Origin of the sequence: Amnibacterium sp., assembly GCF_051956055.1 — a bacterium.
Classification (GTDB): Bacteria; Actinomycetota; Actinomycetes; order Actinomycetales; family Microbacteriaceae; genus Amnibacterium.
The window spans coordinates 1-19,313 of record NZ_JBQCGC010000055.1; the positions used below are offsets into that span (position 1 = coordinate 1).

At 70.6% G+C, this 19,313-nt stretch carries 21 protein-coding genes, 1 tRNA gene and 1 pseudogene; 18 read left to right on the plus strand and 5 right to left on the minus strand.

Annotation, left to right across the window (positions count from 1 at the left end):
• The first annotated feature begins 190 nt into the window (after positions 1 to 190).
• A complete protein-coding gene (locus tag ACTHLI_RS08130; protein ID WP_440182658.1) occupies positions 191 to 418 on the plus strand; it encodes a hypothetical protein in 228 nt (75 codons plus the stop codon).
• Here ACTHLI_RS08130 and ACTHLI_RS08135 read toward each other — a convergent pair.
• Positions 415 to 1,626 carry a DUF4238 domain-containing protein gene (locus tag ACTHLI_RS08135; protein WP_440182659.1) on the minus strand — a complete coding sequence of 404 codons (1,212 nt, stop codon included), beginning with the start codon at positions 1,624 to 1,626 and terminating at the stop codon, positions 415 to 417. The genes ACTHLI_RS08130 and ACTHLI_RS08135 overlap by 4 nt on opposite strands.
• A gap of 335 nt (positions 1,627 to 1,961) precedes the next feature.
• Between ACTHLI_RS08135 and ACTHLI_RS08140 the strand changes: the two genes are divergently transcribed.
• The 5 genes and pseudogenes from ACTHLI_RS08140 (at position 1,962) to ACTHLI_RS08160 (ending at position 5,403) form a co-directional block, all read left to right on the plus strand.
• Positions 1,962 to 2,243: a hypothetical protein gene (locus ACTHLI_RS08140; RefSeq protein ID WP_440182660.1), complete on the plus strand. Its 282-nt coding sequence runs from the start codon at positions 1,962 to 1,964 to the stop codon at positions 2,241 to 2,243.
• A 286-nt stretch (positions 2,244 to 2,529) separates the two neighbouring features.
• Positions 2,530 to 3,195 carry a potassium channel family protein gene (locus tag ACTHLI_RS08145; protein WP_440182661.1) on the plus strand — a complete coding sequence of 222 codons (666 nt, stop codon included), beginning with the start codon at positions 2,530 to 2,532 and terminating at the stop codon, positions 3,193 to 3,195.
• Positions 3,196 to 3,306: 111 nt separating this feature from the next.
• Positions 3,307 to 3,411, plus strand: a pseudogene (locus ACTHLI_RS08150) (DUF2510 domain-containing protein); the annotation flags it as partial.
• A gap of 87 nt (positions 3,412 to 3,498) precedes the next feature.
• On the plus strand, positions 3,499 to 4,725 hold the full coding sequence (locus ACTHLI_RS08155) for a GmrSD restriction endonuclease domain-containing protein (RefSeq protein ID WP_440182705.1): 1,227 nt from the start codon (positions 3,499 to 3,501) through the stop codon (positions 4,723 to 4,725).
• A 273-nt stretch (positions 4,726 to 4,998) separates the two neighbouring features.
• A complete protein-coding gene (locus ACTHLI_RS08160; protein WP_440182662.1) occupies positions 4,999 to 5,403 on the plus strand; it encodes a DUF6703 family protein in 405 nt (134 codons plus the stop codon).
• 8 nt (positions 5,404 to 5,411) lie between these two features.
• Here ACTHLI_RS08160 and ACTHLI_RS08165 read toward each other — a convergent pair whose 3' ends face one another.
• Positions 5,412 to 5,897 carry a hypothetical protein gene (locus ACTHLI_RS08165; RefSeq protein WP_440182663.1) on the minus strand — a complete coding sequence of 162 codons (486 nt, stop codon included), beginning with the start codon at positions 5,895 to 5,897 and terminating at the stop codon, positions 5,412 to 5,414.
• A gap of 166 nt (positions 5,898 to 6,063) precedes the next feature.
• On the opposite strand from ACTHLI_RS08165, the gene ACTHLI_RS08170 reads away from it, so the two are divergent.
• From ACTHLI_RS08170 to ACTHLI_RS08220, 11 genes are all read left to right on the plus strand, one after another.
• A complete protein-coding gene (locus ACTHLI_RS08170) occupies positions 6,064 to 6,582 on the plus strand; it encodes a DoxX family protein (protein WP_440182664.1) in 519 nt (172 codons plus the stop codon).
• A gap of 162 nt (positions 6,583 to 6,744) precedes the next feature.
• Complete coding sequence (locus ACTHLI_RS08175) at positions 6,745 to 7,185, plus strand: Dps family protein (protein ID WP_440182706.1); 441 nt, start codon at positions 6,745 to 6,747, stop codon at positions 7,183 to 7,185.
• Between the two features lie 123 nt (positions 7,186 to 7,308).
• Positions 7,309 to 7,382, plus strand: a tRNA-Pro gene (locus ACTHLI_RS08180).
• Between the two features lie 67 nt (positions 7,383 to 7,449).
• Positions 7,450 to 8,910: a trigger factor gene (gene tig / locus ACTHLI_RS08185; RefSeq protein ID WP_440182665.1), complete on the plus strand. Its 1,461-nt coding sequence runs from the start codon at positions 7,450 to 7,452 to the stop codon at positions 8,908 to 8,910.
• Positions 8,911 to 9,130: 220 nt separating this feature from the next.
• The gene (locus tag ACTHLI_RS08190; protein WP_440182666.1) at positions 9,131 to 9,733 is read left to right on the plus strand and encodes an ATP-dependent Clp protease proteolytic subunit; all 603 of its coding nucleotides are present in this window, start codon (positions 9,131 to 9,133) and stop codon (positions 9,731 to 9,733) included.
• Positions 9,734 to 9,762: 29 nt separating this feature from the next.
• Positions 9,763 to 10,431 carry an ATP-dependent Clp protease proteolytic subunit gene (locus ACTHLI_RS08195; protein WP_440182667.1) on the plus strand — a complete coding sequence of 223 codons (669 nt, stop codon included), beginning with the start codon at positions 9,763 to 9,765 and terminating at the stop codon, positions 10,429 to 10,431.
• Positions 10,432 to 10,688: 257 nt separating this feature from the next.
• Complete coding sequence (clpX, locus tag ACTHLI_RS08200; protein WP_440182668.1) at positions 10,689 to 11,969, plus strand: ATP-dependent Clp protease ATP-binding subunit ClpX; 1,281 nt, start codon at positions 10,689 to 10,691, stop codon at positions 11,967 to 11,969.
• 74 nt (positions 11,970 to 12,043) lie between these two features.
• Entirely contained in the window at positions 12,044 to 12,889 is an 846-nt protein-coding gene (locus ACTHLI_RS08205) for an aminoglycoside phosphotransferase family protein (protein ID WP_440182669.1), read from the plus strand.
• A 75-nt stretch (positions 12,890 to 12,964) separates the two neighbouring features.
• Positions 12,965 to 13,531, plus strand: coding sequence for a winged helix-turn-helix domain-containing protein (locus tag ACTHLI_RS08210; protein ID WP_440182670.1), 567 nt, complete (start codon positions 12,965 to 12,967; stop codon positions 13,529 to 13,531).
• A gap of 351 nt (positions 13,532 to 13,882) precedes the next feature.
• Positions 13,883 to 14,134, plus strand: coding sequence for a hypothetical protein (locus ACTHLI_RS08215; protein WP_440182671.1), 252 nt, complete (start codon positions 13,883 to 13,885; stop codon positions 14,132 to 14,134).
• A 26-nt stretch (positions 14,135 to 14,160) separates the two neighbouring features.
• Entirely contained in the window at positions 14,161 to 14,409 is a 249-nt protein-coding gene (locus ACTHLI_RS08220) for a hypothetical protein (protein WP_440182672.1), read from the plus strand.
• A 199-nt stretch (positions 14,410 to 14,608) separates the two neighbouring features.
• Here the strand turns inward: ACTHLI_RS08220 and ACTHLI_RS08225 are convergent, their stop codons facing one another.
• The 3 genes from ACTHLI_RS08225 to valS are packed head-to-tail and all read right to left on the minus strand — an operon-like array spanning position 14,609 to position 17,881.
• On the minus strand, positions 14,609 to 14,866 hold the full coding sequence (locus ACTHLI_RS08225; protein ID WP_440182673.1) for a hypothetical protein: 258 nt from the start codon (positions 14,864 to 14,866) through the stop codon (positions 14,609 to 14,611).
• 1 nt (position 14,867) lies between these two features.
• The gene (locus ACTHLI_RS08230; protein ID WP_440182674.1) at positions 14,868 to 15,314 is read right to left on the minus strand and encodes an N-acetyltransferase family protein; all 447 of its coding nucleotides are present in this window, start codon (positions 15,312 to 15,314) and stop codon (positions 14,868 to 14,870) included.
• A gap of 11 nt (positions 15,315 to 15,325) precedes the next feature.
• A complete protein-coding gene (gene valS / locus ACTHLI_RS08235; RefSeq protein ID WP_440182675.1) occupies positions 15,326 to 17,881 on the minus strand; it encodes a valine--tRNA ligase in 2,556 nt (851 codons plus the stop codon).
• A 181-nt stretch (positions 17,882 to 18,062) separates the two neighbouring features.
• On the opposite strand from valS, the gene ACTHLI_RS08240 reads away from it, so the two are divergent.
• On the plus strand, positions 18,063 to 19,217 hold the full coding sequence (locus ACTHLI_RS08240; protein WP_440182676.1) for an MFS transporter: 1,155 nt from the start codon (positions 18,063 to 18,065) through the stop codon (positions 19,215 to 19,217).
• The last annotated feature ends 96 nt before the right edge of the window (positions 19,218 to 19,313 follow it).

Here is a 19,313-nt window from a genome sequence, read left to right on the forward strand (position 1 = left end):
GGCGGATCGCGGTCCACCGGTTCGGGTGATCCGGTCCCGCCTCAGCGAGCATCCGCAGCGCCCGCTCACGCATCTCCGGGCTGTACGTCGTCATCGGTTCCATCCTGACTCTTCAGTCGGAACGAAACCCAGGCCGAATCAGACTACGACTTTCTCGGCCTCTCTAGACTGACCCGCCTAACCGGCCCACGTGACCGACGTGGGTGCGCGGGCGGATCGAGGAATGGTTCGGCCCTTCGTCCACGGTCGAGCGCTGATCGTGCTGCTGCTGACCGCGATGGCTGCACCGCGATTTCTGCTGAGTAAGCCATCCGGCGTAGACGCGATGAAGGCCAATTCGGAGGACGCCGAGCGCGTGATGATCATCCACACGCCCCTGCCGATCATCGTGAAGAGATCGGTCGCGGTCCGCTCTTAACCGCGGCCCGCACGCTGGATTCGATCCATCTCCGCGAGGTTTCGCGGGTCAGTGGGCGGCGCGTCGGGCACCACTTCAGGCCAGAGTCGCTCGATCGGGCGGACAGGCGCAAGCGGGTCGCCGTGCCAGCGCTTGGGATTCCAAAGGTGGATCAGGCTCTCGGTGGAGTCTCGCGAGTGCGCCACCGTGGCGTTTCCCTGCCACTTCCCTGGCGGGACGTACAGCTTGTCGGCCCGAGCATCGGACGGGGATGAGAAGATCTGGCGCTCTGCGTTGCCAGCGATCACGCGATTCAGGTCGTGCGTCTCGATCACGGACAGCGTCGAACCCGTGGGCACCAGCACCGGGAGGTCTCCTCGGATTAGCAGGAGCACGGATTGAGGGCCCAGTGGGAACGCGAGGAATGGAGCCCCCATGTACCCCGCGCCTCGGGACCGCGGCGGATACTCGCCCATGTGCTCCTGGAGTTCAATCACGGGTTCGTCACTCGTAACGATGCGGCGCGCAGTGTTGTACACGGCGAGTTTGCGGGTGCTGAGCGCGAGCGTGATCGATTCCGCCGACTTCCCCGACAGTCGTAGTTCCTCTTCCCTCGTGAAGAACGGTCGGTCGGGGTCGGCGTACCGCTTCAGCAAACGCTCCCGCTGCTCTGTAACTGCTGGCCCGTCCCCGTCGAAGCCTGCCTTCCTCATCAGGGCGATGAACTCGTCATCCGGCATCGAGCGAATCAGTGCGGTGTAGCCGTCGGCCATGTGATTCCGCATCCGGCGGCGCGAAGCGCGCGAGCGACTTGCCTGGATGCCCAAGAAGCCGAGCAGTAGCCCTTGGTCCTCGACGCTCATCCGCCCGTCAGAGGAGTCAAGACGCGCGAAGACCGGCTTGGCAGCGCCCTCGATCGCAGACAGCCACGTCTCCCACACCACGGGCGACACCCCGTCGGCGAAGCGTCGCGGGTCGATCCGGTAGAAGTCGGTTTCTACTCCTGCGTTTGCGGTCGAGGTGACGAAAGGCGCACGGCTCCCGTTCGTATCAACGACCTTCACCCGACCGCTCTCTGCCCATCTGTCGAGGTAGAAGCGCGGGACCACGTGATGGCGTCGGGGCTCACGCCCCGCGTCGGTCATCGCTTGTGCGGCCGCAAAGACGGCATCGATGTCGAACCTCGGGTCGTACCAGGGCCCCGTTCGCCTTCGCCTTCGCTTGGTCACTGAGCGAAGGTAGGCGCCGCTATCGGAACGGGGATCGCGCGGCGCGCGGTCGTCCAACAGGTGGAGGCCCCGGCGCCCCCGGCGCCCCTTGGTCGGTCGTGCACGCAGCGGGGTGCTCCGTACCTGCCGTGTCGTGCTGCCCTGTCGGTGCAGCCGGGAATGGTTCGCCCATGGGCTTAGCAAGCGACATCGCCGCATGGGTCGGAGCCACGGCCGGTCTCGGCTCCCTCGGATGGCAGGTGCGGACATGGCGCCGCTCGGCGCATGACGTGGCCGTCCGTGTGAGCAACGCATGGCCCCAGGTGGGAGGCGTCCTCGGTGATCACTGGATCGAGGTGACCGCCGTCAACAACGGATCCGGCGCGGTGACCATCACGGGATGGGGCATCACGGCCGGAGGCGGCGCCAACATCGTGATGATCAATCCGCTGCCGGAGTCGAAGCCGCTGCCGCACCGACTCGAAGGTGGCTCTGATGCCAAGTTCTACATACCCGCGGACCACGTGAAGGCTCAGCACCTCCAGCGCGATGTGCCCTACTCGCAGATGCGACCGTGGGTGCGGCTTGCGACAGGGCGGGAGGTCGTCTGCCGCCGAGGCGTTCCGATGCGGGACTGAGCGGTCCGTAACCGTCCGCGTAATCGATCGGCGACTACGGCGTACCCTTCAACCGGGCGGACGAGGCCGTCTCATATCATGTTTTCCCTGGTCAGGAGCACCTCGGTGGGCAGTTATCTCAGTCTTCCAAACCTGATCACACGGGTTCGATTCCCGTCATCCGGTCCAGGAGGGCTGCTCCCTGGTCGGGGCAGTCGTGGCACAGGGTCAGGACGAGGCGTTCGGCAGGAGCTGCGCCGCCTACTGGGGATCGCGGCCCCACGCGGGCGGGTGATTCGCTCGACGTGTGACTCAGCAGCGGTGGCGCGCACTCACGGAATGGCCGCTTCTCGCGCTCTCGCTCATCTTCCTGCTCGTCTACGCGTTCGAGGTGATCGCCGACCTGCCCGGTCGCGAATCCGCGGTGCCCGACTCGGTGATGAACGGCATCTGGGTCCTGTTCGTCGCGGACTACGTCGTGAACCTGGTGCTCGCGCGCCCGCGTCGCCGCTGGTTCCTCACCCACTCGTGGGAACTGGCGATCGTCGCCCTTCCGATGCTGCGTCCCCTCCGGCTCCTTCGGCTGCTCTCCGTCGTCGCGTTGCTGCAACGGAACACGGTGCGTGCCGTTCGCGGACGGGTCGGCGTCTATGTCGTCGCCGCGACGACGCTGCTCGTCGCAGTCGCGGGAATCGCGGTGCTGGATGCCGAGCAGAACGCGCCCGGCTCGAACATCCACAACATCGGGGACGCGTGGTGGTGGGCGTTCGCCACCATCACCACCGTCGGTTACGGGGACTTCTACCCCGTGACGCTCGCCGGTCGGCTCGTGGCCGTCGCGCTCATGGGATGCGGCGTCGCGTTGCTGGGTTCGGTCACGGCGCTGTTCGCGTCGTGGCTCGTCGGACAGGTGCAGGCCGCCAAGACGGAGGTCCTGGTCGTCGACGAGGAAGAGGCCTCCGCCGACCGGTAGTCGCTCGGCACTACGCAGAGCGCCGCGCTGCCGGAGGTGTGCGGTCCCGCCTCCGTGATCCGGGGCATCCGTCCACGTACGGTGCAGACGGACCGACCGATGGGGGAGCCGATGTCCGAACCGGAGATCCCGAGGCCGGGCTGGTACCCGGATCCGCGCGAGCAGGGCCTCGAGCGATGGTGGTCCGGGCGTGACTGGACCGACGACACGCGTCCCCGGGCGGCTACCGACCAGTCGCCGGAGGCGCCGCCGCCAGCGCACGGCAGCGTCTCTCCGAGAAGCCCAGGGCGGTTCCGAACCAGCGTGGGTGCTCGCGAGATCGTGGCGACCGTCGTCGTGGGGCTCCTGGTCCTCGTCGCGCTGCCCGAAGGGGTCGCGGGCGTCGGCATCGTCGTGGGGCTCGCGGCGCTCGTCGTCGCGGCGTGGGCGCTGATCCGTGGGCGGAGCCGGACGTTCCGGATCCGTTCGCGTTCCGTCGGACTCGGGGTGCTGCTCACCGCTGCGTCGGTGGTGCTGGGCAGTGCAGGCGCGTACGGCGCGATGCATCCCACGAGCGCCGTCGTGATCGTCGCGGGATCCGCCGATCCTTCGGCCGGGCGGACTCCGGCAGCGACGGCTGGGCGGGCTTCGGCCGCGGCGCTGAGTACGGCTTCGAGTACGCCGGAGACGCCGACCGCGACGGTCACGACCTCCGCGGCACCGACGAGCTCGGCCCTCGCCGTGCTCGCCACGCTGACCATCAAGGGCAAGTCGCCGTTGACGGGCTACGACCGAGTCGCGGACTTCGGCCCCGCCTGGCTCGATGTCGATCGGAACGGCTGCGACACCCGCAACGACATCCTCCGCCGCGACCTGACCTCGACCACGGGCAGCGGTTGCCGTGTGCTGACCGGCACGCTGCACGACCCGTACACCGGCAAGGTCATCCACTTCGTGCGCGGCAACACCACCTCCACCGCGGTGCAGATCGATCACGTCGTCGCGCTCGCTGATGCCTGGCAGACCGGCGCGCAGAAGCTGTCGCTCCAGCAGCGCGCCGATCTCGGGAACGACCCCATCAACCTCTTCGCGGTGGACGGCCCGACGAACGAAGCGAAGGGCGACGGTGACACCGCGACGTGGCTGCCGTCGAACAGGTCGTTCCGCTGCGAGTACGTCGCGCACCAGATCGGGGTGAAGGCCGCCTATCACCTCTGGGTGACGCCGGCCGAGCACGACGCCATGCAGCGCGTGCTCACGACCTGCCCGAGTGTCACGATCCCGACCTCCGTGACGGCACGGCTCACGCCGACTGTTCCCGTGCACACCACGGCGCCCAGGCCCCCGGCGGCGACGAAGCCGAGGTCGACGAGCGGCGGTTCGTCGTCCTCGTCGCACCACGCGAGTCCGCCGAGCGGGTCGAAGCCGGGCTCGCCGGCCGGCGCGACCGCGCGATGCCGCGACGGCTCCTACTCCTTCTCCGCACACCGGCGAGGCACCTGCTCGCACCACGGCGGTGTGGCCGTCTGGTTGCGGGACGTGCCGAGTTGATCGGCTGAGACCTCGATGCTGCTCCAGGGCCTGCGCCGCAGGATCTCGGGGCCCGCAGGGGGAGTGGCCCGCGCCTCGCTCTGCTGAGCCGCAAGTGGGGCGAGACGCGGGTCGACCGAGCTGCAGCGTGCTCGGCACTCATGCGGGCCGTCCTGTGCGTATCCCGCGCGTGCGCGAACGCTACGACCGGAAGCCTGAGAAGACCTGTGGACTGGCGTCCGGACCAGGCACTGCCTTGTGCCCGGTCCGGACACCAGATTGCATTCGCACGGTGTGCGTCGGCCACTCGACGATGCCGAGCGGCCGGAGGAGCATACGTGGCTCTCGCGGCCGGGACGCCCGCCTGCCCATGGTTCCAAGGGGCGGCGCGCGCAGCGCCGTGAAGTCGATCGAGGCCGGACGTTCAGGATGCCCGGAACGGGACTGCATACGGTCCTCATCGTGGCGGCCGAACGACGGTGGGGACACAGCGTCTGGCTCTGGCGCGCGCTGGCGGTGTCCGCGATCGCTTCGGTGGCCCTGCTCCTCCTGTCGCTCACCGAGGACGGGCGGATCTTCGCGGTGCTGCTCCTGATCGCGGAGGCGTTCATCGCCGTGACGGCGTACGTGCGATGGGCGAGGGCGGAGCGGACTCGGTTCGAGGCCGAGCTCCAAGGTCCGGGCGACGGCGGCTACTGAGCCGAGCGTCAGCGGCCCGCGAAGCTCGACAGGTCGGCGGCGATGCGGCTGAGGGTCGCGTTGCCGTGGCCGTAGCGCCGGCGCTGCCGGTCGACCGCGGCGATGAGCCGGTCCAGGCCCTCCTCGTCGATCCGGCACGTGAGCCGGAGGATCGCGAACCCGATCCCGATGAGCGCGGGGTCCGTGTCGCGGGTCCGCTGGAGGTCGGTCGCGTCGAACTCCTCGTCCTCCAGCTCGAGCACGTCGTCGGCGAGGTCACGCAGCGTGGCGTCCTCGTCGAGCGGCAGGAAGTCCTCGACGAGCTCCGCGACGGCGTCCCAGCCCTCGTCCGAGCCGAACGGCGTGAGCTCGTCCGACTGGTCCTCGTACAGCTGATCCGGGAACGCACGGAGGAAGGCCGGGTGCGGCGCGGGCAGCTCGAGCTCGTCGAAGTCGTCCTCGTCGAGGTCGTCGTCGGAGTCCTCATCGAGAGGAGCGGGCCGCTCGGACGTCACGGTGCGACCGTAGCCAGGGCAGCGGGGCACGGCACCGGCGCGCGTCCATCCGTCGGTCGACGTTCACCCGGCGTTCGCACGGCCGGCCGGTACCGGCCGGAGCGCGCGCCAGGGAGGGCTCAGGAGCTCGCATCTAGAGTCGCCCCGACTCGACGAGAGGAACTCCATGGCAATCGGAACCCTGCTCCTCCGCCTCACGGTCGGCGGCCTCTTCATGGGCCACGGCCTGCAGAAGCTCACGGGCGCGTTCGACGGGCCCGGACTCGAAGGCGCCGAGGGCATGATGCGCTCCCTCGACATGCACCCGCCGCGCCAGCACGCCCTCGCTGCGGCGTCGGCCGAGACGTTCGGCGGCGCGGCGCTCGCGCTCGGCGCAGCGACGCCGGTCGCTGCCGCGGCGCTCATCGCCACGATGACCACGGCGGTCCGCAAGGTCCACCTCCGGAACGGGCCCTGGAACAGCAAGGGCGGGTGGGAGTTCAACGCGGTGCTCGCGGCCGCGGCGGCTGCCGTCGCCTCCGACGGCCCCGGCGTGCTGTCCGTGGACGCGCTCTTCCGCCGCTCGCGGTGGGGGATCGGCGGCGCGCTCTTCGCGCTCGGTGCCGGCGTGGCCGGCTCGTTCGCGGCCACGGAGTACGCCAAGCGCAGCAAGCCGGAGGGGCCGGCCGACGCCGACGCGGCCTGACGGCTCCACAGCGCACGTCCACCGCGTGTTCAGTCGGTCTCGTCATCATCGACCGCGACGAACCGGAAGGACACCAGGAACGTGACCAACCTCGAAACCCCCACCAATGTCGAGGCCAAGGCCGAGCCGACCCTCGACCAGACGCAGGCCAGTGCCGACGACATCAACGGCACCCAGCAGTTCCTCGCCCCGGTGGTGCTCGCCATGCAGGCGCTCGCCATCGACGGCAAGCAGGCGCACTGGCACGTGCGCGGCGAGAACTTCATCGCGGTGCACGAGCTGCTCGACAAGCTGGTCGACCACGCCAGGGCCTACGCCGACCTGGCCGCCGAGCGGACGGTCGCCCTCGGGCTCCCGATCGACGCGCGGTTGCAGACCCTCGCCGCCAAGAACCCGCTCCCGCAGATGAAGGACGGGTTCCAGAACTACGGGCCGATGATCCAGCAGGTCGTCGCCCAGCTCGACGCCGCGATCGCGGTGGTCCGCCGCGCGGTCGAGGGGCTCGACGACATCGACCTGAACAGCCAGGACGTCGCCATCGAGATCGAGCGCGGGCTGGTGGAGGACCGCTGGTTCCTCGCCGCGCACCTCGCGACCGACTGACCTGTCGAGCGCTGGAGGGGTCGCCCTGGAGGGGGCGGCCCCTCCACCGCTGTCCGGGACTCGCTAGACTTCCCGCCGGGCGTTTCCGGCTCCACCGCGGCGCTCCTTCACCGGTCGCCTCCGCGGGGCGTAGCTCAGCTTGGTAGAGCACCCGCTTTGGGAGCGGGAGGCCGCAGGTTCGAATCCTGTCGCCCCGACCGACGGCGGTGCGCGAATCGGAAGCGCCGCACGGACTTCGCAATTCAAGGATCGAGGAACACGACCATGGTCACCACGACCGTCGAGAAGCTGAGCCCGACGCGGGTCAAGCTCGCCATCTCCGTCGCGCCGGACGAGCTCAAGCCGAGCATCGCCCACGCCTACAGCCACATCGCCGAGGACGTGCAGATCCCCGGCTTCCGCAAGGGCAAGGTGCCGCCGCCCATCATCGACCAGCGCGTGGGACGCACCGCGGTGCTCGAGCACGCGGTCAACGAGGGCCTCGACGGCTTCTTCCGCGAAGCGGTCGCCGCGAACGACATCCAGCCGCTCGGGCGCCCGGAGGCCGACATCACCGCGTGGCCGGACGCGAAGGACTTCTCCGGGGACCTCGAGCTGACGGTCGAGGTCGATGTCCGACCGGAGATCGAGCTGCCCGAGCTCGGCAAGCTGACGGTCATCGTCGACGCCATCGAGGTCACCGACGCGGACGTCGCGCAGCAGGTCGACGAGCTCCGCAGCCGGTTCGGCACGCTCAGCACGGTCGAGCGTCCCGCGAAGACCGGCGACTTCGTGCAGATCGACCTCGTCGCGACCATCGGCGACCAGCAGGTGGACTCGGCGAACGCGATCTCCTACGAGATCGGCTCCGGCGAGCTGATCGAGGGCATCGACGAGGCGCTGGAGTCCCTCACCGCCGGGGAGTCCACGACGTTCTCCTCCACCCTGCTCGGTGGCGACCACGAGGGCGAGGAGGCGCAGATCGCCGTCACCGTCCTGGCGGTCAAGGAGCGCGAGCTGCCCGACCTCGACGACGACTTCGCCCAGATGGCGAGCGAGTTCGACACCCTCGATGAGCTGCGCGCCGACGTGACGCGGCAGGTGGAGCAGCAGAAGCGTTTCGAGCAGGTCTCCCAGGCGCGCGACAAGGTCGCGGACGCCCTGCTCGCGCAGGTCGACGTGCCGGTGCCCGCCTCCCTCATCGAGGACGAGGTGCACCGCCACCTCGAGAGCGAAGGGCGCCTGGAGGACGAGACACACCGCGCCGAGGTGACGGAGGCGAGCGAGAAGGCGTTCCGCTCGCAGCTGCTCTTCGACAAGGTCGCCGAGCAGGAGCAGATCGGCGTCTCGCAGGACGAGTTCGCGCAGTACGTCATCCAGTCCGCGCAGCAGTACGGCGTGCAGCCGCAGGAGTTCATCGAGGTGCTGCAGCAGAACAACCAGCTGCAGTCCGTGTTCTCCGAGGTCGCGCGCAGCAAGGCCATCGGCGTGCTGCTCGGCAAGGTGGAGGTCGTCGACACGAACGGCGCACCGGTCGACCTGAGCGACTTCGTGCCGGCCGAGTCCATCGCGAACGTCGCCGACGAGGAGACCGGGGAGCCGGTCGAGACGCTCGAGCAGGCGGACGCGGAGGTCGTCGCGGAGGCCGAGCAGCTCGCGGATGAGGCCCCCGCGGCCGAGGAGCCCGCCCCGGCGCCGAAGAAGCGCGCCTCCCGCAAGAAGGCGGAGCCGACGCCGGAGGCCTGAGCCCTTCGCCACACCTCTGTTGCCGCTTCCGGTGACCCGCGCTCGCGTGGGGCACCGGGGGCGGCAACACGTGTCTCCGGGCGATGAGAGCAGCAGCAGCCCTGCCCGAACGCCGACGGCGAACAGGGCCACCCGGGTCAGGCCCGCTCAGTAGCGTTGTGGCCACGCTTCGAATCGCGGGTCGAGGCGTGTTACGACCACACGAACGGAAGTGCTCCCCATGGCCGACTTCAGCCCGACGCCCAGCGTCTTCGACCGCCTGCTGCGCGATCGGATCATCTGGCTCGGCAGCGAGGTTCGCGACGAGAACGCGAACGAGATCGCCGCCAAGCTCCTCCTGCTCGCCGCGGAGGACAGCGAGAAGGACATCTACCTGTACATCAACTCGCCCGGTGGCTCGATCACGGCCGGCATGGCGATCTACGACACGATGCAGTTCATCCCGAACGACGTCGTCACCGTCGGGATCGGCATGGCCGCGTCCATGGGGCAGCTGCTGCTCACGGCGGGCACGAAGGGCAAGCGGTACATCACGCCGAACGCCCGCGTGCTCCTCCACCAGCCGCACGGCGGGTTCGGCGGCACCTCGTCCGACATCCAGACGCAGGCGCAGCTCATCATCGACATGAAGAACCGTCTGGCGCAGATCACCGCCGACGCGACGGGCAAGACCGTCGACCAGGTGAACGCCGACGGCGACCGCGACCGCTGGTTCAACGCGGAGGAGGCGCTCGAGTACGGGTTCGTCGACCACATCCGCGCCTCCGCAGCCGACGTCACCGGCGGCGCCGGCACCGGCGCGAAGACCTCGGCCACGGTCTGAGACCCGAAGGAGACGAAGGAATGAACTGGATGAACACGCCCCGGTCCGGCGGCGACCTGCAGATGCCCTCGAGCCGGTACATCCTGCCGAGCTTCGAGGAGCGCACGGCCTACGGGTACAAGCGCCAGGACCCCTACGCGAAGCTGTTCGAGGACCGCGTGGTCTTCCTCGGCGTGCAGGTCGACGACGCCTCGGCGGACGACATCATGGCCCAGCTGCTCGTGCTCGAGAGCCAGGACCCCGAGCAGACGATCCGCATGTACATCAACTCGCCCGGCGGCTCGTTCACCGCCATGACGGCGATCTACGACACGATGCAGTACATCCGGCCGCCGATCTCCACGGTCGTGCTCGGGCAGGCCGCGTCCGCCGCCGCCGTGATCGCGGCCGCGGGGACGCCCGGCATGCGCCTGGCTCTGCCGAACGCGCGCATCCTCATCCACCAGCCCGCCACCTCCGGCGGCTCCGGCGGGCAGGCGAGCGACATCGAGATCCAGGCGGCTGAGGTGCTGCGCATGCGCACCTGGCTCGAGGAGACGCTGGCCAAGCACTCGAAGCGCACCATCGAGCAGGTGAACCGCGACATCGAGCGCGACAAGATCCTGAACGGTCAGGACGCCCTCGAGTACGGCCTGATCGACCAGGTGCTCTCGAGCCGCAAGCAGGTTCCGGCGACCCCGGCGCTCACCCCGGCCTGAGCCGCGGGCCCATCCGGATCACGCCCCGGATGCTCCGTCTCGGCGGGACGCATCGTCCTGCCGAGACGCGGCATCCGGGGCGTTCCTCGTCCTGGGGCCCAGCACGGCACCCCGGTCGCATCGTTCTCCCGCGCCGCCGTCGTGTCCGCGCTCCGCGAACGGGGGATGCGACACCCCGTGCGACACACCGCCGCCCGGTGTCGGCGCGCGGGTTAGGCTCGACGCCAATCGATCGACTCCCGGGGGAGAACCGCTCCATGGCTCGTATGGGCGAAAGTGCCGACCTGCTGAAATGCTCGTTCTGCGGCAAGAGCCAGAAGCAGGTCCAGCAGCTCATCGCCGGTCCCGGCGTCTACATCTGCGACGAGTGCGTCGAGCTCTGCAACGAGATCATCGAGGAGCGCCTGGCCGAGGCGGCCGAGGACAGCCCGGGGGAGTTTGATCTCCCCAAGCCGAAGGAGATCTTCTCCTTCCTCGAGGAGTACGTCATCGGCCAGGAGGCGGCCAAGCGCGCGCTCTCCGTCGCCGTCTACAACCACTACAAGCGCGTGCGGGCCAAGGGCGCGCTCGCCTCCGCGGACTCGATCAAGGACGACATCGAGATCGCGAAGTCGAACATCCTGCTCATCGGGCCGACCGGCTGCGGCAAGACCTACCTCGCCCAGACGCTCGCGAAGCGCCTCAACGTGCCGTTCGCCGTCGCCGACGCGACCGCGCTGACGGAGGCCGGCTACGTCGGTGAGGACGTCGAGAACATCCTGCTCAAGCTCATCCAGGCCGCCGACTACGACGTCAAGCGCGCCGAGACGGGGATCGTCTACATCGACGAGGTCGACAAGATCGCGCGGAAGGCGGAGAACCCCTCCATCACCCGCGACGTCTCCGGGGAGGGTGTGCAGCAGGCCCTGCTGAAGATCCTCGAGGGCACGACCGCCTCGGTGCCTCCGCAGGGCGGCCGCAAGCACCCGCATCAGGAGTTCATCCAGATCGACACGACGAACGTGCTGTTCATCGTGGCCGGTGCGTTCGCGGGGCTCGAGCAGATCATCGGTCAGCGGGTGGGCAAGAAGGGCATCGGCTTCGGGGCGCAGCTGCACTCGAAGGTCGACGAGAAGACCCTGTTCGCCGACGTGCTGCCGGAGGACCTGCACAAATTCGGCCTGATCCCCGAGTTCATCGGGCGCCTGCCCGTCGTGACGACGGTGCTGCCGCTCGACCGCGGGGCCCTGATGGAGATCCTGACGGAACCGAAGAACGCCCTGGTGAAGCAGTACCAGCGGATGTTCGAGCTCGACGGCGTCGACCTGGAGTTCGACCACGGCGCGCTCGAGGCGATCGCGGACCTCGCCGTGCTGCGGCAGACGGGCGCCCGCGGGCTCCGAGCGATCCTCGAGGAGGTCCTCGGACCGGTGATGTTCGAGGTGCCGTCGTCGAACGAGGTCGCGCGCGTCGTCATCACGCGAGACGCGGTGGAGAAGAACGCGGCTCCGACCATCGTGCCGCGTACGCGGATCCGCCCGCAGGAGAAGTCCGCGTAACCCGTCCTCGCTCCTCCGCTCCTCGCCTCTCCGTTGGTCGAGGTGCGAGCGCAGCGAGCCTCGAGACCACCCCGATGCTGATCGATGAGGACCTCGCGCGGGCGCTCGTCGCCGAGTGCTTCCCCGCGTGGTCGCACCTCCCGATCCGGCAGGTGCTGCCCGGCGGATGGGACAACCGCACGTTCCGGCTCGGCGACGACCTCGCCGTCCGGCTACCGAGCGCGGAGGGATACGTCCCCGCGGTCGAGAAGGAGCAGCGCTGGCTGCCGTCGCTCGCGCCGCAGCTGCCCCTCCCGATCCCGGCTCCCGTCGCAGCGGGACGCCCTGCGGCGGGCTACCCGTGGCCCTGGTCGGTGAATCGGTGGCTCGACGGGCGCTCCGCCGCCGAGGCGCAGGTGCGGGACGAGGTGCTGTTCGCGCAGGACCTCGCCGCGTTCCTCCGTGCGCTCCGCGCCGCGGACGCGAGCGGCGGTCCCGTCGCAGGACCGCACAGCTTCTTCCGCGGCGGCGACCTCCACGTCTACGAGCAGGAGACGAGGGACGCGATCGCGCGGCTCGACGACCCGGCGCTCGCCCGTTGGAGCGGCGCGGTCCTCGAGCGCGCGCTCGCATCGCGGTGGGAGGAGCCACCGGTCTGGGTGCACGGAGACATCGCTGACGGGAACCTGCTGGTCGCCGACGGCCGGCTGTCGGCGGTCATCGACTTCGGCTCGAGCGCCGTCGGCGATCCCGCGTGCGACCTCGTGATCGCATGGTGCCGGTTCGACGCCGGCACCGCAGCCGTGTTCCGCGCAGCGGTCGGTCTCGACCCGGCCACATGGGACCGCGCGGCCGGGTGGGCGCTCTGGAAGGCCCTCATCACGGTGGATCACCCCGGCAGCGCGACGACGATCGCGCGCCTCCGGGAGGACCTCGGCTGACGTCACGCGCGAATCCGCGCCGAATGTTTGCAAAGGTGCGTTTGCAAAGATGCCTTTGCGGTGTATCCTCGAGGCATGGCCGAGCAGACCCGCAGCATCGGGGTGGAGGCGCTGAAAGCGCTCGCCCACCCGCTGCGTGTCCGCATCTTCAGCGAGCTGACGACCTACGGCCCTGCGACGGCCAGTGCGCTGGCGGCGCGACTGGGGGAGTCGAGCGGGTCGACCAGCTACCACCTCCGGCAGCTGGAGAAGCACGGCTACGTGCAGGAGGACCAGGAGCGGGGCAACGCCCGGGATCGGTGGTGGGAACGCGTGCCCGGCCCGATCGAGCTCTCGGCCGCCACCTTCGCGCTCGACCCGGGCGCTCGCGAGGCCGGTGACCTGGTCGAGCGTGAGCTGATCGACGCGGAGAACCAGCGGTTCGCGGACTACTGGGCGAGCCGCTCGGGCCTGCCCGACGAGTGGCTGCGCACCACGCAGACCGGCTCGGCGACGTTCCCGCTGACGGCGGAGGAGCTCGAGGAGCTCGGCGCTCGGGTGTGGGCGCTGTTCGACGAGTACCGAGGTCGCAGCCCCGAGGGCCGGCGGCGGGTGGACCTCCAGTTCCGCGGCTTCCCGGTCGTCGATCGCGGAGGATCCTGATGACGCGCCGCGAAGGGGTTGTGGGTCGACGAAGAGCCGGGCTACAGTTCCCGGACGCAGACCGATGAAAGGAGCGTGAGCCCGATGAACCCGATGACGATCGCCATCGCGCCGGATCGCGCCCGCGTCGGCCTCCTCGCCTGCTGAGCATCGCGTCGACACGGGGCCGCAAGCCCTAGCCCGCATCCGGCACCGCCGCCCGTCGTCATGACGACGACGCCGCGCTCGTTCTGAGCGCGTCCCACCGCCCGCACCTCAGTGCGCGCGGCTCCCGCCCGTCCCGGGCGTCCCGTCCGCCGCTCCGGCGGACCACCGGCGTGCTCGCACGCCCGCGTTCAGAAGAGAAACCCCATGTCCACCACCGGCACCCGTGCGCGCGACAGCGCACTGGACACCGCGCTGAGCTGGGGCGAGCTGCCCGAGCTCAGCACCGCCGACCGGCTCGCGCTCCGGCTCGGTGTCGCGCTGATCCTGCGGGCTCAGCACCACGCGGAGCGGCTCGCTCGCGCCGAGCAGGCGCGGCTCGGCCGCGCCGACGAGCTCGCGGCTCGCTCCCGCGACACGACATTCGCATCCCGTCACCGGTCCGGACCGACCTGGTGATCACGAGCACTCGAGAGGAGGAGAAGATGACCACGATCACACCCACGCGACCGGCCGAGCAGCCGGCGCAGGAGCTGCCGCCGCTGACGGCGGCCGACAGGAGGGCACTGGCCGTCGGCACGCGCCTGATCCTGCGGACCGAGCGGCACCGTGTGCGCCGGAGCGAGCAGGCGGCCCGCGCCGAGCAGGCGCGGACCGCTCGCGCCCGGGCCAGCGTCGAGGCGGCCGACCACAGCACGTTCGAGCACCGCGCCTCGGCCGGTCCGACCTGGTGATAGCACGACCGCACCCGCGCGAAGGGCGCCGACACAGCACGCGTCGGCCCCCTTCGTCGTCCACCCGTCCCGAGGTGCGGGGTGGTCTCGTGGCGGCTTCGCCGCGCCTCGACCACCGGAGGCAGGCCCATCCCGGTGGTCGAGGTGCCAGCGCAGCGAGCCTCGAGACCACCCCGGACCGAACCGGGGGCCGGGAGGATCAGTCCTCGGCGGCCGCGTCGTCCAGCTCGACGGAGGTCACGAGCGCGACCTCGTCGTCCACCAGGCGGATGCGCGTGCCGTCGTCGAGGTCGACGATCGGCTTCCCCTCGAGGTAGGTGAGGGTCCAGCCCCAGCCCGCGGTCGACTGGTCCGCGTCCTCCAGCTCCGCCTCCACCGTGCGGATCGCCGCTCGGATCGGCTCCGGGATGCGATCCGGTGCGGAGGCGCCGACGGCCCACCGCGTGCCGAGCTGCATCTCAGGCCACCGGCACCGACTGCAGGACCCAGCCGCCGGCCGCGTCGGCGAACTTCTCCTTGAGCGCCCGCACCGCGGCGTCGTCGTCGTGAGCCGCCCAGCGCAGGAACTCGTGTCCGCGGCTCTCCGCGGCACCCCGCACGTGCTCGAGGAGCGCCGTCGCGACGCCCTGACCGCGGTGCGCGGGCGCGACGAACAGGTCCTCCAGCTGGAGACCGCCGTCACCCTGCAGGAGGCGCTCGAACGGCACCGCGTGCACGAAGCCGACGACCGAGCCGGACTCGTCGTGCGCGACGGCCGCGTAGGCGCCCGGCTTCTGCAGCGCGGTCCACACGCGCATCACCTGCTCGTCGGTGGCGTCGACCCCGGCGTTCGTCGCGTACTCGGCGAACACGCCGTACCAGTCGAAGAACTCGCGCTCCGTCAGCGGAGTGATCGTGACCGTCATCGTGCTTCCCCCTACTGCGCGTCGTCCACGAGCACGACGTCCGAGACCGCCACGGCGTCCTCCGCGTCGTCCGCCCGGAGATGCACCACGGCGATCCGCCCCGCCGCCTTCAGATCGTCGACCACGAGCTCGATGCCCTGCAGCATCGCGGCCGGGCCGCTGATGGTCACCGATGCTACCGGGGACTTCTGCGACGCCTTGGCATCCGTCTTGGCACGTCGGATCCCGATCAGCGCATCGCCGGCGATCGACAGGAGCGCGCGGTCGCCGTCGATGCCGAGCGGGGTCGGCCAGCGCTCGGCGTGGATCGAGCCGCTGTGGGACCAGCGCCACGCCTCCTCCGTCGCGAACGGGATGACCGGTGCGAGCAGCTTGAGCAGCGCGTCGAGCGCCAGCTTCAGTGCGGCGGCCGCGGAGGCGCTGTCCGCGCCGTAGGCGCGCTCCTTGACGAGCTCCAGGTGGTCGTCGCAGAACGTCCAGAAGAACGGCTCGACGATCTCGAGCGCCCGGGCGTGGTCGGAGGCCTCGAACGCCGCCGTCGCCTGCTCGATGACGTGGTCGAGCGTGGCGAGCATCGACAGGTCGAGCGGCGCGGTGACGAGCGACCGGTCCGCCTCCCCGGGGAACCCGAGGATGAACTTCGCGGCGTTCAGCACCTTGATGGCGAGCTTGCGGCCCTTGCGCATCTGCGTCGGGTTCTGCACGTCGAGCGCGGCGTCCGAGCCGAGGCGGCTGGACGCGGCCCAGTAGCGCACCGCGTCGGACCCGTGCTGCTCGAGGATGTCGGCGGGCGTGACGACGTTGCCCTTCGACTTCGACATCTTCTTCCGGTCCGGGTCGACGATGAAGCCGCTGATCGCCGCCGCGCGCCACGGGAGCTCCCCGAACCCGAGCTCGCTCCGGAGCAGGGTCGAGAACAGCCAGGTGCGGATGATGTCCTGCCCCTGCGGGCGCAGGTCGAACGGGAAGACCGCCTCCCACAGCGCCGGGTCCCGCAGCCAGCCTCCGGCGAGCTGCGGAGTGAGGGAGGACGTGGCCCAGGTGTCCATCACGTCGACCTCGCCGATGAACCCGCCCGCCTGTCCGCGCTGCGCCTCCGTGAACCCCGGCGGCACGTCCGTCGACGGGTCGACGGGCAGCGCATCCGCGTCAGGGACCAGCACGTCCTCGAAGCGCGGGTTGCCGTCGCCGTCCAGCCGGTACCAGACCGGGATCGGCACGCCGAAGAAGCGCTGCCGGCTGACGAGCCAGTCGCCCGTGAGGCCGCCGACCCAGTTGTCGTAGCGCACCCGCATGAAGTCGGGGACGAAGTCGAGCCGCTGACCCGCGTCCAGGAGGCGCTGCTTCAGCGCGGCGTCCCTGGCGCCGTTCACCAGGTACCACTGGCGGGTGGAGACGATCTCGAGGGGCCGATCGCCCTTCTCGAAGAACTTCACGGGATGGGTGATGGGGCGCGGGTCGGCCAGCAGGCGTCCGTCGGCGCGGAGCAGCTCGACCATGGTGGCGCGCGCCGAGAACACCGTCTTGCCCGCGAGCTCGCCGTACGCCTCGCGGCCGCCCGCGCTCTCGATCGCGGCAGGCGCCTCGCTGACGAACCGGCCGTCGAAGCCGATGACCGCGCGAGTCGGCAGGCCGAGGTCGCGCCACCAGGTGACGTCGGTGAGGTCGCCGAAGGTGCAGATCATCGCGATGCCGGTGCCCTTGTCCGGCTGAGCGAGGTGGTGCGCGACGACCGGCACCTCCACGCCGAACACGGGCGTGCGGACGGTGCGGCCCACGAGGCCCGCGTACCGCTCGTCGTCCGGGTGGGCGACCAGCGCGACGCAGGCCGGCAGCAGCTCCGGGCGGGTCGACTCGATCACGACCTGGCCGTCGGGACCCTCGAACGCGATGGTGTGGTAGGCCCCGGGCTGCTCGCGGTCCTCGAGCTCCGCCTGCGCGACCGCGGTGCGGAAGGTCACGTCCCAGAGGCTCGGCGCCTCCGCCTGGTAGGCCTCACCACGCGCCAGGTTGTCGAGGAACGCCCGCTGGCTGATCGCGCGGGCCTCGTCGCCGATCGTCCGGTAGGTCTGCGTGAAGTCGACGGACAGGCCGACCGTGCGGAACACCTCCTCGAACTTCTGCTCGTCCTCGACGGTGAGGCGCTCGCAGAGCTCGATGAAGTTGCGGCGGGAGATCGGCTGCTGGTCACCGGCGCGCGTCGACTTCGCGGTGCCCTCGGCCGGCGGCGCGAAGTCGGGGTCGTAGGGGAGGGAGGGGTCGCACCGGACCCCGTAGTAGTTCTGCACCCGGCGCTCGGTCGGCAGGCCGTTGTCGTCCCAGCCCATCGGGTAGAAGACGCGCTTGCCCCGCATGCGCTGGAACCGCGCCATCAGGTCGGTGTGCGTGTACGAGAACACGTGCCCGATGTGCAGCGACCCGCTCGCGGTCGGCGGCGGGGTGTCGATCGAGTAGACGCCCTCCCGACCCCCGTCGGCACCGGGGAATCGGTAGACGCCCTCCTCCTCCCACACCGCGGCGAACTTCTGCTCGAGCCCTTCGAGAGCGGGCTTGTCGGGGACGGACATGGGCGACCTCGCGTTCGCGGTGTGGGCGGCACCGTGTCGCAGGTGCCTCAGATGTGCGCCCGGTCGGGCGATGCGCCGATCGTACCGGCTCATCCCGGACCACTTCGCTCCCGCTTCTGGACGTCGCGATGCCGCTTCGGCGTCCAGAAGCGTGAGCAGAACGGGTGGGTAGCGTGACGGGGTGGGCGCGCGGGCGTGGTGGCGGATCGCGCCTGCGGTCTTCGCGCTCGCGTGGGGCGGCAACCAGTTCAGCCCGCTCCTCCTGCTCTACCGGCAGCAGGAGGGGTACAGCCAGGTCGAGGTCGATCTGCTGTTCGCGGCGTACATCGTCGGGATCATCCCCGGGTTCCTCATCGCGGGCCCGCTGTCGGACCGCTTCGGGCGGAAGCCCGTGCTGCTCGTCGGCACGGTGCTCGGCGTCGCCGCCAGCGTGATCCTCGGGCTCGGCGCGACGTCCGTGCCGGCGCTGTCGATCGGACGACTCGTCTCCGGCGCGAGCGTCGCGGCGGCCATGGTCGTGGGCAGCAGCTGGATCAAGGAGCTCTCGGCCGCGCTGCCCGCGCCGGTCGCGGCGCGGCGCGCGTCCCTCACGCTCACCGCGGGCTTCGGGCTCGGGCCCGCCGTCGCCGGCGTCATCGCGCAGTGGGGTCCGGATCCGACCGAGCTGCCCTACGCCGTCCACGTCGTGCTCACCCTCCTGGCCGGTGCGGTCCTGCTCACCGCGACGGAGACCCGGCGCGCCGGGGTGCTGCTCGTCCGCGTGCCGCGTGCGGTGCGCGGGCGCTTCCTCGGCGTCGTCCTTCCCGCGGCGCCGTGGGTGTTCGGCTGCGCGAGCGTCGCGTTCGCCGTCACGCCCGCGGCGCTCGCCGGGCGGCTCGGCGGCGGCGCGATCGGCTACGCGACCCTGCTCGCGGTCGTCGCGCTCGCCTTCGGGGCGGGCGTCCAGCCGGTCGCCGCCCGGATCGGCCGCGCGACCGGCGGCCGCCAGCTCGCGGTCGGGCTCGCGATCGCCGTCGTCGGGGTGCTCGGGGCGGCCCTCGTGGCCCTGGTGCAGCAGCCGCTGCTCGGCGTGCCGGTCGCCGCCGTGCTCGGCGCGGCCTACGGCATCTGCCTCGTCTCCGGCCTGACGGAGGTGCAGCGGACCGCGCCGCCTGAGGACCTCGCCGCGCTGACCGCGGTCTACTACAGCGCGACCTACCTCGGCTTCACCTTCCCGGTGCTGCTCGCGGCCCTCACGGCGATCGCACCGGAGCCGCTCCTCCTGGCCCTGCTCGCGCTCGTGGCGGCCGGCTGCCTCGCGGTCGTCCTCCGCAACTCCGCCCGCTCCAGCACGTGAGCCGCGAACGCCTGGTGCAGGGCGGATTCGCATAGAATCGCCGCAGCGACTGCGATCCGGCCATCACCGGGGAGTCCCCGGAAGAACGCCTCCTGA